The following is a 13136-nucleotide window of genomic DNA, read 5'->3' on the forward strand; positions in this document are numbered from 1 at the left end:
CGTGGAGCGGGGCAATACAGACTGGGGGCGCTCGGTAGCCGGGGTGGTGCTGCGGGAAGGCAAGGTGCTGCTCTGCCGGCATACTTACGGCAAGGGCCGGGGCCTGTTGATCATACCGGGCGGCTATATCGAACGGGGGGAACAGCCCCAGGACGCGGTGCGCAGGGAACTGCTGGAAGAAACCGGATTGACCGTGGAGCCCGAACGGCTGCTGGGGGGGCGCTTTAGCGAGAAGGACTGGTACGCAGTTTTTGCAGCGGCGTATGTGTCCGGCCAGGCTGTGTCCGACGGGGATGAAAACGACCTGGTGGTCTGGATGGACGTGGAGGAGGCCCTATGCCGGGAGGATGTGCCCGGGCTGACAAAAACGCTGATCTGCCGGGCGTTGGCGGGTGGTGGGCTTGGGCCCCTGCCCTACGATACCCCCGCCGGCCCGGTGGAGGGAAACCTTTATGCCCGCCCATTGCCGGCTATGGATGAAAAAAGGGAGGATAAATATGCCACTGAATAAGGAAATCAAAAAAGTATTGGTAATCGGCTCCGGCCCCATTGTCATCGGGCAGGCGGCGGAGTTTGACTACGCGGGCACCCAGGCCTGCCGGGCCCTTCGGGAGGACGGCATTGAGATCGTGTTGGTCAACTCCAACCCGGCCACCATTATGACCGACCGGGCCATGGCGGACCGCATCTATATTGAGCCCCTTACCCTGACGACTGTTAAACGCATTATTGAGAAGGAAAAGCCCGATAGCATCCTCTCCGGTTTCGGGGGCCAGACAGGGCTGACCCTCTCCATGCAGTTGGCCAAAGAGGGCTTTTTGGCCAGGCATAACGTACGCCTGCTGGGAGCCGGGCCGGAAACCATCGACAAGGCGGAGGACCGGCAGTTGTTTAAGGATGCCATGGAGCGTATTGGCCAGCCCTGTGTGCCCAGCAAAGTAGTCACCACCGTAGAGGGCGCCGAGGCCTTCGCCGGGGAGATCGGTTACCCGGTGATCATCCGCCCGGCCTTTACTTTGGGGGGCACCGGCGGCGGCATCGTCAATGGTCCCCAGGAGTTGCGGGAGGTGACGGCCAACGGTCTGGCCCTATCCCCCATTACCCAGGTGCTGGTGGAAAAGAGCATCGCCGGGTGGAAGGAGATCGAGTTCGAGGTGATGCGGGACGGTATGGGCAATGCCATCACCATTTGCTCTATGGAGAACCTGGACCCTGTGGGTGTGCATACGGGCGATTCCATCGTCATCGCCCCGGCCGTCACCCTCTCCGACAAGGAATACCAGATGTTGCGCACCGCCGCCCTGGATATTGTCAACGAACTGGGGGTAGAGGGGGGCTGCAACTGCCAGTTTGCCCTGCACCCGGAAAGCTTTGAATACGCTGTCATCGAGGTAAACCCACGGGTGAGCCGCTCCTCGGCCCTGGCCTCTAAGGCTACAGGATATCCCATCGCCAAGGTGGCCACCAAAATTGCCATTGGCTACCGGCTGGACGAGATCAAAAACGCCGTAACCGGCAAGACCTACGCGGCCTTTGAACCCTCCATCGACTATGTGGCGGTGAAGTTCCCCAAGTGGCCCTTTGATAAGTTTGTGTACGCCAAGCGGGACCTGGGCACCCAGATGAAGGCTACCGGCGAGGTGATGAGCATTGCCGACAGCTTTGAAATGGCCTTGATGAAAGCCGTGCGGGGGGCGGAGCTCTCTTCAGACGGCAAAGGGTTGGACACCCTGAATTTGCCCAAGTTTGCCAACGAAACGGATGAAACCTTGCTGCGCATAGCAGAGCACGCCACGGACGAGCGGATATTTGCGGTGTACGAACTGCTGAAACGGGGCCGCTCCGTGGATGAGATCCATCAGTTGACCATGATCGACGAGTGGTTCCTTGCAAAACTCTTGAACCTGCTGGACTATGAACGGGAACTGGCCGGAGGCCGGCTGACGGAGGAACTGTATACCAGGGGCAAGCGGCTGGGGTACCCGGACAGCACCATTGCCCGGCTTTCCGGCTGTGAAGTAACTTGGCCCCGGCAGACCACCTTCCGCATGGTGGATACCTGCGCCGGGGAGTTCGCGGCCCACACCCCCTATTTCTACGCCTCTTACGACACCCCGGAAAGCGGCGGGGAGGACGAGGCCCTGGAGTTTATCCGGGACAAGGGGGGCAAGCCCACGGTGGTGGTGCTGGGCTCCGGGCCCATCCGCATAGGCCAGGGCATAGAGTTCGACTACGCCAGCGTGCACTGCGTGATGTCCCTGCAAAAGCTGGGGTATCAGGTGGTCATCATCAATAATAACCCCGAAACGGTTTCCACGGACTTTGACACCGGCGACCGGCTGTACTTTGAGCCCCTTTCGCCGGAGGACGTAATGGATATTATTAAAATAGAAAAGCCCATCGGTGTGGTAGTGGCCTTTGGCGGGCAGACCGCCATTAAGCTCACCAAGACCCTGGCCCAGAATAACATCCCCATTTTGGGCTCCTCCGCTGACACCATTGACATGGCCGAGGACCGGGAGCGCTTTGACGAACTGCTGGAGCGGGCGGGCATCAAGCGGCCGAAAGGCTCCACCGTTACCACAGCCAAAGAGGCCCTGGAAACGGCGGAGCGGCTGGGGTATCCGGTGCTGATGCGCCCCTCCTACGTGTTGGGCGGGCAGAATATGATCATTGCCACCTGCCCGGAGGACATTGAAGAGTACATGGAGATCATTTTGGGCAACAAGCAGGATAACACGGTGCTCATTGACAAGTATCTTTCCGGCATGGAGATTGAGGTGGACGCCATTTGCGACGGGGAGGAGATTTTAATCCCCGGTATTATGGAACACGTAGAGCGTACAGGCATCCACTCCGGGGACAGTATTGCCGTGTACCCGGCGTCGGACATCGACGACGGCATGAGCCAGAAGATCGTTTCCACCACAGAAACCCTCTGCCGGGAGCTGCATGGCATCGGGCTTATCAACCTGCAATATATTATTATGGACGGGGAGATTTACGTAATCGAGGTGAACCCCCGGGCCAGCCGTACCGTGCCCTATATCAGCAAGGTGACAGGGGTGCCCATGTGCGACCTGGCCACGAAAGTGAGCCTGGGCTATAAGCTGCGGGATCTGGGCTTTGGCACGGGGTTGTATAAGCCCTCGCCCTATGTGGCGGTAAAGGTGCCGGTGTTCTCCTTTGAAAAGCTGGCCGATGTGGACACCCACCTGGGGCCGGAGATGAAGTCCACCGGCGAGGTGCTGGGCATTGGCAACTGTGTGGAGGAGGCCCTTTATAAGGGGCTGATCGCCTCAGGCCACCAGATGAAGAAGGGCGGTGGGGTGTTCATTACCGTGCGGGACCAGGATAAGCCGGAGATTGCGGAGATCGCCAAGAAATTTGACCGGCTGGGCTTTAAGCTGTTTGCCACAGGGGGTACGGCGCTGCTGTTGTTTAAGGCCGGGCTGCCTGTGCAGGTGGTGGATAAGATCCACGAGAACCCTGCCCGCAATACCATCTCCCTACTGGAAAGCGGGGAGGTAAACTACGTGATCTCCACCTCGGCCAAGGGCCGCAACCCGGCCCGGGACAGCGTGAAGATCCGCCGCAAGGCCAGCCTTTTGGGCATCCCCTGCCTGACGGCCATCGATACGGCCAACGCCCTGGCGGACTCGCTGATGAGCCGCTATACCCCGGAAAATGTCGAACTGGTGGATATCAACGACCTAAAACCGGCCAAGCAGCGCATCCGCTTTACCAAGATGTCTGCCTGCTCCAATGACTATATCTATGTAAACTGTTTCGACCAGAAGAACCGGGTGCCTTCGCCGGAATCCCTGGCGGTGAGCCTTTCCGACCGGCACAATGGCGTGGGCAGCGACGGGGTGATTTTGATCGAACCCAGCCAGGTGGCCGACGCCCGGATGGTCATGTTTAACCGGGACGGCAGCGAGGGCTGGATGTGCGGCAACGGCATCCGCTGTGTGGCCAAGTATTTGTATGATAACGGTATTGCCAAAGGGGAGCCTGCCGGCGTAGGCCGGGCCGTACTGCGCATTGAAACAAAAAGCGGTGTGAAGGAGTGCACGGTTATCACCAAAAGCGGGCTGGTAAGCCAGGTGGCCGTCAACATGGGCCAGGCCCAACTGGCGCCGGAGAAGGTGCCTGTCAACCTGGGCGGCGGGCCGGTAGTGGGCCGCCGTACGGAGATTGCCGGAGATAATTGGGAGATCACCTGCTGTTCTATGGGCAACCCCCATGTAACCGTGTTTGTACCTTCGGCAGACAAAGCCGATGTGGAACTGCTGGGCCCGAAGTTCGAGCACGACCCGTTGTTCCCGGAAAAGGTGAACGTAGGGTTTGTGGAGGTGATTGACAGCCGCACCCTGAAGGCGCGCATCTGGGAGCGGGGCAGCGGCGAAACGATGGCCTGCGGCACCGGCACTTGCGCGGCGGTAGTGGCGGCTACGCTGAACGGCTACTGCCAGAAGGGCCAGGATATCCGGGTGATTTTGAAGGGCGGCGAGTTGAAAATCAACTATACAGACGACCGGGTGCTGATGACCGGCGAGGCGCTGAAGATTTACGATGGCGAAGTAGAGGTTTAACGGCCTTGCGGTTTTGGACGCCCTACGCACTGGAAGGCAGGAGGACCACAAGAGCCTAACGAAAGAAAGGAGAAACAGTTATGATAGACAGGCGGAGTTATTGGAAACGGGCGGCTTGCGCTATACTGGCGGTGCTGCTGGCGGCATCCCTGGCGGCCTGCGGGCAAGGGGAGGAGCCGTCCTCGTCTACAGGGAGCAGCAGCCAGGCCCAAAGCGGGGCCGGCGAGTCTAAGGCTACGGACAGCGACCTGGTACCGGAGGGCGCGGCCCCGCCGCCGGTGTCGGACAGCGACCTGGTGCCGGAGGAGGACCCGCCCCCGGCCTCGCCGGGGGACTTGGCGGTGGTATATGACCCGATGGTGGCCGCCGGGGCGTATTCGGATCACGGAGCGCTGTTTGCGGACATCCAGCGTAACGGCAAGGATTTGCCGGCTTATGTGTGGTGGGTCAACGAGCAGGTACTGCGGGAGGCGTTTGGGATAGACGGTTACCTGGACGGCCAGAGCAGTGAAGGGGTGGCGCATTTTTCCTGCCAGCAGAGCAAGGGGCGGGAAGATACCGCCAAGCTGTATGGGCTGACCGCTGCCCAGATGAGAGAAACGGAGATGAAAAGCTGGCCCTACGCCTCCTGGGCGCGGCTGGCGGACTCTTTTGACTTTTATGTGACGCTGCGCACGGCTACCCAGCCGCCTCAGCCCGACGCCTGGGACGTGGCGAGCTACCGGCCCGTAGAGGACGAGAGGAGCGCTGAAAGGCTGATGGCAGGCCCCAATAACGGGGCGGGGACCCCGACCCCTAAGTCCGTTTCCGGGGACCGGCAGCCTGTGGAGGATTACCAGCCCCCGGTATGGGAGGCTGTGGAGGGCCACGAGGGCTATGAGCAGGCCGTGGTGGAAGAAACCGCCGGGGGCGCGCCCCTAGCCGTGCGCCTGCGCTGGCAAGAGGACGGGCATTGGTTCTTGTGCCAGATACCCGGCCACAGCCTGGAAAGCTTTTGGGAGGCCGGGGACAGCCTGTGGGAAAAACGGGAACTGCCCGGCGAAATGCCCGCCGATGACGAGTGGACCATTGCGCCCAAAATGGAGGAGGATTATCCCCATGAGGTTGGACCCAGCGAGGTAGCGTGCAGCAGACCGGGAGAAAGCCTATGAAACTACTTTTTAAGCAGAGGATGTTCTCATGGCTGGACAGCTACGACATCTACTATGAGGACGGCAGTGTTGCCTATACGGTAAAGGGGCAACTGGCCTGGGGGCATTGCCTGAAGATTTTTGACCCCCAGGGCTATGAACTGGGCACCGTACAGGAACGGGTGTTGACCTGGCTGCCAAAGTTTGAGTTGTACATGGGCCAGCAGTATATGGGCTGTATCAGCAAAGAATTTACCTTTTTTAAGCCGAAATACAATATAGAGTGTAACGGCTGGCAGGTACAGGGGGATATGTGGGAGTGGAACTACACGATCCTGGGGCCACAGGGCGACCTGATAGCGGCGGTGAGCAAGGAACTGTGGAACTGGACAGATACCTATATCATCGACGTGGCTTTCCCGGACGACGCCTTGTGCGCACTGATGTTTGTGCTGGCTATTGACGCGGAGAAGTGCTCGCGGGATTGAGAGGAGTCCCCCTATGCGTGGGTTCATTTCCATCCTCTGCATTATCTAGGGCTGGTTTCCGTGTTTGCGCCCGCCCCCATTTGGCGGCTGGGCCAGCGTATGCGCTATAAGGAAGAGCGTGAGTTTCCGGGGCCGGGCTGGTGCTGGTTTGAATGGAGGGCGTGGCGATTATCGTTTTGGCCCTGCTGCTGTGGACACAAGTGGATGGGTTATGAATGGGTGGCCGGCACATGATGGTGAGGGAAAGGGCAGAAATCAAAGCGGGAGGTTTTGCTATGAGCGGACAGGTGCTGCATTTTGTAAAAATGCACGGCTGCGGCAATGATTATATCTATTTTGACTGCTTTAAGCAGGCGGTCAGCAGCCCGGAGCGGCTGGCGGAGGTACTCTCTGACCGGCATAAGGGCGTGGGGGGCGACGGTGTGGTACTGATCTGCCCCTCTGAGGTGGCGGATGGCCGGATGCGGATGTTCAACGCCGACGGCAGCGAGGGGGCTATGTGCGGTAACGCCATCCGCTGTGTTGCAAAGTATCTGTATGATGAGGGCCTTTGCGGCAAGAGGGAGATGCGTATCGAAACAAAAAGCGGCGTAAAGGCCTGCCGCATCACCCAGGTGGACCGGGAGGGCGGCAAGGCCTTGGCGGTGGCTGTGGATATGGGCCGGGCCGGGCTGGCCCCGGAGGAGATCCCCGTTAAGCTGGACGGCAGCCGGGTAGTAGGCCGGAAAACGGCGGTGGCCGGGGGAGAATACAAGATCACGTGTGTGTCAATGGGGAACCCCCATTGTGTAGTGTTCGGCGGCGACCCGATGGAACTGGAACTGGAAAAGCTGGGGCCGATGTTTGAAAAGGACCCCCTCTTCCCTGACCGGGTAAACACGGAATTTGCCCAGATTATCGACCCCCATACCCTGCATATGCGGGTGTGGGAGCGGGGCAGCGGCGAAACAATGGCCTGCGGTACCGGGGCCTGCGCCACGGTGGTGGCTGCCTGCCTGAACGGCTTTTGCCCGGTGGGCGAGGACGTGACCGTGCGCCTGCGGGGGGGCGACCTGATGATCAACTACACGCCGGAACGGGTGCTGATGACCGGGGAGGCTGTGCGGGTATTTGAGGGCACGGTGGCGGTTTGAAAGGCTGGGGATAAGGGGGAGGTAGCGGAAGAAAGGACGGCCGGTAGGACGGAAACACAGAAAGCAGAGGGAGGCTGTTATGGCATTTTTTACCAGAAAACCCGAAAATAGCGACGATTTTGCGCCGGTTAGGCATGGAAAACAGGCACATTACAGGCATATAGTTATGGGTTGTGGGGCGGTTCTTGCGGTGGTATTCCTGGGGTCATCCAGCTTTACGATTGTGAACGCGGGGCATACCGGGGTGGTTTCTACCTTTGGGCAGGTGAGCGAGGACGTGTTGCAGGAGGGGTTCCACTTTAAGGCGCCCTGGCAGCGGGTGACGAAGATGGACAACCGTATCGTCAAGCTGGAGGTGTCTACCGAGGCGTTCAGCTCGGATTTGCAGACGGTGAACGTGAACCTGGCGGTGAACTACCGGGTGGATACCAGCAAGTCTTACTCCATTGTGAAAAACGTGGGCACCCAGTATGAGGACGTGCTCATCACCCCGGCAGTGAACGAGGTGATGAAGTCCATTATGGCCCGGTATACCGCGGAGCAGAGCATCACCAACCGCAATGTGATCTCTGCGGAGTTGTTGAATGAACTGAACTCCAAGGTGGGGGAGAGCGGGATCTTCGTTTCGGACATCAACATTATTGACTTTGACTTCAGCGACGTGTATGTGGCGGCTATTGAGTCGAAACAGGTGGCGGAACAGGAAAAGCTGCGGGCGAAGATACAGCAGGAACAGTTGACTATGGAGAAAGAGGAAGAGGCCAACCGCAAAGTGATAGAGGCACAGGCGGCAGCCGAGGTGGCCAAAATAGAGGCAGAGGCCGCGGCCTATGCCGGTGAGAAAGAGGCCACGGCCAACGAGAAGATCGCGGCCTCCCTGACCGCGCCGCTGATTGAATACTATAAGGTGCAGCAGTGGGACGGCAAGCTGCCCACCATTACCGGGGCGGATACCATCATCAGCATGGGCGATACCCAGGGTACCGCCAGCACCCCGGCAGGTAGCACCCAAGGCAGCAGTTCCCAGCCGGTAGAGTAAGGCCAGCCGCGGCCGGTGGGCCGGCTGCCCAAGCCGCGTAGCCGCGCAAAGCTACGCGCTACGGCGATGAACGCGTACGGCCGGCCCGCGCGCACAGGGAACGCTGGTGGGACACGGGGGGATGGCTGGAGGTGGGCTGGCGGCTCTGCTCGTGCCGTGAGCGCTTTGCTGGCCTACGGCCAGCCCGGCTCACGGGGTGGGCGGCTACCCGCCTCCGGCGGCTTAAGGGGCGCTGCCCCTTAAGAATCCTCGCCAGAGGGCCGTGGGCCCTCTGGACTCCCCATATGGCCCGGCCTTTTGGTTTTTAGAAAGAATCAAAAAGGCAGTCCCACTTAGGCGCGATAGGGACGCGTTACCCAATTTGATTGTAAACATTTTAATGGCCCGTTTGGCGGGGCCGTGGGCCCTCTGGACTCCCCATATGGCCCGGCCTTTTGGTTTTTAGAAAGAATCAAAAAGGCAGTCCCACTTAGGGCTTGTTTGAAAAATCGAAAACGTCGTCTTTTTTGCCATAAGAGGCCACTTTCTACGTCGAAAATCCTCGTCAATCGCGAGATTGCCTTGCGGTTTTCTCCTTGAAATTGCCCCCTTCTGGCCAAAAATTCGTCATTTCCTCTATTTTCAAACAAGCCCTAGGCGCGATAGGGACGCGTTACCCAATTTGATTGTAAACATTTTAATGGCCCATTTGGCGGGGCCGTGGGCTTTTCGGGAAAAAACCGAGGGTGGAACGAAAAAAGGAAAAGTAAAAAAGAAAGACCCGATTCGCGTGCGGGGGCTGGGGAGAATAGCGGCACCAGTACGCGGTAATGGGTTTCCAAAGGGCCTGTGGCCCTTTGGCGGGGATTCTTAAGGGGCGGAGCCCCTTAAGCTGGGCAACGGCAGGCAGCGGCAGGTTTGGCGGGACCGTGGGCACTCTGGACACCTAAGGCGGCCCGGCCTTTAGGTTTTCAAAAATAATGAAAAAGTCGGTCCCGCTTAGGCGCAATAGGGATGCGTTACCCAAATGAATTGTAAACGTTGCAAAGGCCCGCTTGGGTTTCCAAAGGGCCTGTGGCCCTTTGGCGGGGATTCTTAAGGGGCGGAGCCCCTTAAGTTGGGCAACGGCGGGCAGCGGCAGGTTTGGCGGGGATCCTTAAGGGGCGGAGCCCCTTAAGCCACCGGGCGGGCCGGCTATCAGGCGGGCAAAAACCACAAAACAAAGGAGAGGGCAAGAGCATGGCAAAGTATATTTTTGTGACAGGCGGCGTGGTATCCGGTTTAGGGAAGGGGATCACGGCGGCGTCTTTGGGGCGGCTGCTGAAGTCGCGGGGGCTGAAGGTGGCCGCCCAAAAGCTGGACCCCTACATCAACGTAGACCCGGGCACCATGAGCCCTTATCAGCACGGGGAGGTTTACGTAACGGAGGACGGGTTGGAAACGGATTTGGACCTGGGCCATTATGAGCGGTTTATTGACGAGGATTTGAACAAGTTCTCCAACCTGACTACCGGCAAGGTATACTGGAACGTGTTGAACAAGGAGCGCCGGGGGGAGTACCTGGGGGAAACGATCCAGGTGATCCCCCACATTACCAGCGAGATCAAAAGCTTTATTTACAGTGTGGGCAGCAAGAACAACGCGGACATTGTCATTACGGAGATTGGAGGCACGGCGGGGGACATTGAGAGCCAGCCTTTTTTGGAGGCTATCCGGCAGGTGAGCCAGGAGGTGGGGCCGCAGAACTCCCTGTTCATCCATGTAACCTTGGTGCCGTACCTGAAGGGCTCCGGCGAGCACAAGTCCAAGCCCACCCAGCACTCGGTGAAGGAGTTGCAGGGGATGGGCATCAACCCCAACATTATTGTGCTGCGCACAGACGTGGCCATTGACGACCCCAGCATCTTCCAAAAGATCGCGCTGTTTTGCAATGTGCGGCCGGACTGCGTCATCGAGAATTTGACCATCCCGGTGCTGTACGAGGCGCCTATTATGCTGGAGAAGTCCAAGTTCTCGGACATTGTGTGCCGGGAACTGGCCCTGAGCACCCCGGAACCGGATATGAGCGAGTGGCTGCATATGGTGGACAAGATACGGGGGCGCAAACGCAGCGTGCGCATTGCCCTGGTGGGCAAGTACGTGAAACTGCACGACGCGTACCTCTCCGTGATGGAGGCGCTGGCCCACGCGGGCTATGACCACAGCGCCAAGGTGGACATTGACTGGGTGGACTCGGAGATGCTGAACGAGGAGAACATTGCCACCCGGCTGGGGGACTGCCACGGCGTGATTATACCCGGCGGCTTTGGCAGCCGGGGCATTGAGGGCATGGTGCTGGCGGCCCAGTTTGCCAGGGAGAAGGGCGTGCCCTACCTGGGCATCTGCCTGGGGATGCAGGTGGCGGTGATCGAGTTCTGCCGGCACGTGTGCGGCATTGCGGACGCCAACTCCGGGGAGTTCGACGAGTATGGGCTGAACAAGGTGATTGACTTTATGCCCGACCAAAACGCGGACATCAACAAAGGGGGCACCCTGCGGCTGGGCAGCTACCCCTGCCAGATTGTGCCGGGCACCAAAATGGCCGGGTGCTACGGGCAGGAACAGATCGACGAGCGGCACCGGCACCGGTATGAGTTCAATAATGAGTACCGGGAGGCGGTGGAGCAGAAGGGGATGCAGATCAGCGGCACTTCCCCGGACGGGCGTTTGGTGGAGGCCGTGGAACTGCCGGCGCACAGGTTCTTTGTGGCAGGGCAGTTCCACCCGGAGTTTAAGAGCCGGCCTAACCGGGCCCACCCGCTGTTTAAAGGCTTTGTGGGCGCGGCGGTGGCCTATAGCGAGGAGAAAAAGGTTGACAAGCCATAACCTTTCTGCTATAATTTTTTGATTTAACCCTTCTGCGCGCAAATGTAGGAAACAGGGCCTATCCGCCCGCCTGTAGGGCGGGGCATAGACGGCAAATGTTTCCTGTTATTTCCCGCAGAAAGCATAACCCAATCAAAAAAGGAGGCACTTAGCATGACAGGTTTAAAACGGGGCACGGTGCGCCTTTGCCCCCACGACCCCGGCTGGGCCCGGGAGGCCGGGAAGGCCATAGAGGTGCTGCGGGAGGTGTTCGGCCCGGCGGCGGTGGATATCCAGCATATCGGCAGCACGGCCATAGACGGCATACAGGCGAAACCCATTATAGACATTGCGGTGGGGGTGCACGGCTTTGGGGGCCTGCCTTTGGAAGGGCTGGAGGCAGCGGGCTTTCAAAAAAGGCATAACCGCTTTAGCAGCAACCTGCTGTATGTGCTGGAGACAGAGGAGCGGGTGCGGACCCATCAGGTGCATATATTGCTGTACGACAGCCTGCAATGGCACAATTATGTGGACTTTCGGGACTACATGAACGCGTTCCCAGAGAAGGCCGCGGCGTACGAGGCCCTTAAGCAGGGGCTGGCGGCCACCTGCAGGGATGTACAGACCGTATACACGGACGGGAAACGGGACTATATGGAAGAGGTGCTGGCTGAGGCCAGGGCATATGCCCGAAACGGCGGCAACCGGACCAACCAAAACGGGAAGGATGATAGTAAATGAAACTGAACGGCAATTTTCAAAATCTGGAGCAGAGCTACCTGTTTGTGACCATCGCCAAAAAGGTGAACGCATACACCGCGGCCCACCCGGAAAACCGGCTGATCCGCATGGGCATTGGCGACGTGACCCTGCCTTTGGCCCCGGCGGTGATAGAGGCCATGCACAGGGCCACCGACGAGATGGCCAAGAAGGAGAGTTTCCGGGGGTATTCCCCGGACAGCAGCGGCTACCCCTTTTTGCGGGAGGCCATTGCCGGGTACTACCACGGCTTTGGGGTGGACGTAAAGCCGGAGGAGGTCTTTGTAGGGGACGGGGCCAAAAGCGACGTGGGCAACGTGGTGGACCTGTTTGACAACGCCAACACGGTGCTGGTGCCGGACCCGGTGTACCCGGTTTATGTGGATACCAATGTGATGGCCGGGCGGAAGATTGTGTACGCGGACGCCAATGTGGACAACGGGTTCTTGCCCATGCCCAAAGAGGGGCACCAGGCGGATATCATCTACCTGTGCTCCCCCAACAACCCCACCGGCGCGGTGTACAACAGGGAACAACTGAAGGCCTGGGTGGACTATGCGCTGGAGCAGGGGGCGGTCATCTTGTTTGACGCGGCCTATGAGTGCTTTGTGGGCCCCGGCCTGCCCAGGAGCATCTTTGAGATACCCGGCGCGGAGAAATGCGCCATTGAGTTCTGCTCCCTTTCCAAGACCGCGGGCTTTACCGGGATGCGCTGCGGGTATACGGTGATCAAGCCCCAGTTGGCCTTTGACGGGGTGCAGGTGGCCAAGCTTTGGGAGCGCAGGCAGGGGTGCAAGTTCAACGGCGTCAGCTACGTGACCCAGCGGGCCGCCGAGGCGGCGTTTACCCCGGAGGGCCAGCGGCAGGTGGCGGAGAACATCGCCTACTACAAGCGCAACGCGCAGGTGATGATGGAGGCCATGGAGGAAATGGGCCTGTGGTATACAGGGGGCAAAAACTCTCCCTATGTGTGGTTCCAGTGCCCGGAGGGCAGGGGGAGTTGGGAGTATTTTGACTACCTGCTCAACGAGAAAGAGATTGTAGGCACGCCGGGGGCCGGCTTTGGCAAAAACGGGGAGGGCTGTATGCGCCTTTCCGCCTTTGGGGACGCGGAAAAGACCAAGGAGGCCATGGAGCGGCTGAAGAAGGGCTAATGGGGGCATATGCTT

Annotated in this window: 9 protein-coding genes; all 9 read left to right on the plus strand. The window is 59.4% G+C overall.

Annotated features, from left to right (window positions below):
- Position 1: 1 nt before the first annotated feature.
- The 9 genes from U8U01_RS06945 (at position 2) to U8U01_RS06985 (ending at position 13121) form a co-directional block, all read left to right on the plus strand.
- Positions 2 to 511: an NUDIX domain-containing protein gene (locus U8U01_RS06945; RefSeq protein WP_322172847.1), complete on the plus strand. Its 510-nt coding sequence runs from the start codon at positions 2 to 4 to the stop codon at positions 509 to 511.
- On the plus strand, positions 498 to 4595 hold the full coding sequence (gene carB / locus U8U01_RS06950; protein WP_322172848.1) for a carbamoyl-phosphate synthase large subunit: 4098 nt from the start codon (positions 498 to 500) through the stop codon (positions 4593 to 4595). Before U8U01_RS06945 ends, carB begins: the two co-directional genes overlap by 14 nt.
- 80 nt (positions 4596 to 4675) lie before the next feature.
- Positions 4676 to 5746, plus strand: coding sequence for a hypothetical protein (locus U8U01_RS06955; protein ID WP_322172850.1), 1071 nt, complete (start codon positions 4676 to 4678; stop codon positions 5744 to 5746).
- Positions 5743 to 6213, plus strand: a complete 471-nt coding sequence (locus U8U01_RS06960; RefSeq protein WP_322172851.1) for an LURP-one-related/scramblase family protein — start codon at positions 5743 to 5745, stop codon at positions 6211 to 6213. The genes U8U01_RS06955 and U8U01_RS06960 overlap by 4 nt, the downstream gene beginning before the upstream one ends.
- A 275-nt stretch (positions 6214 to 6488) precedes the next feature.
- On the plus strand, positions 6489 to 7346 hold the full coding sequence (gene dapF, locus U8U01_RS06965; RefSeq protein ID WP_322172852.1) for a diaminopimelate epimerase: 858 nt from the start codon (positions 6489 to 6491) through the stop codon (positions 7344 to 7346).
- Between the two features lie 79 nt (positions 7347 to 7425).
- Positions 7426 to 8385 (plus strand): prohibitin family protein, encoded by a 960-nt coding sequence (locus tag U8U01_RS06970; protein ID WP_322172854.1) that lies wholly within the window; start codon positions 7426 to 7428, stop codon positions 8383 to 8385.
- 1218 nt (positions 8386 to 9603) lie between these two features.
- Positions 9604 to 11229 (plus strand): CTP synthase, encoded by a 1626-nt coding sequence (gene pyrG / locus U8U01_RS06975; protein ID WP_322172856.1) that lies wholly within the window; start codon positions 9604 to 9606, stop codon positions 11227 to 11229.
- Positions 11230 to 11382: 153 nt separating this feature from the next.
- On the plus strand, positions 11383 to 11949 hold the full coding sequence (locus U8U01_RS06980) for a GrpB family protein (RefSeq protein WP_322172857.1): 567 nt from the start codon (positions 11383 to 11385) through the stop codon (positions 11947 to 11949).
- Positions 11946 to 13121 carry an LL-diaminopimelate aminotransferase gene (locus U8U01_RS06985; RefSeq protein WP_322172858.1) on the plus strand — a complete coding sequence of 392 codons (1176 nt, stop codon included), beginning with the start codon at positions 11946 to 11948 and terminating at the stop codon, positions 13119 to 13121. The genes U8U01_RS06980 and U8U01_RS06985 overlap by 4 nt, the downstream gene beginning before the upstream one ends.
- The last annotated feature ends 15 nt before the right edge of the window (positions 13122 to 13136 follow it).

Source organism: Acutalibacter caecimuris, from assembly GCF_034335085.1.
GTDB classification, from domain to species: Bacteria; Bacillota; Clostridia; order Oscillospirales; family Acutalibacteraceae; genus Acutalibacter; species Acutalibacter caecimuris.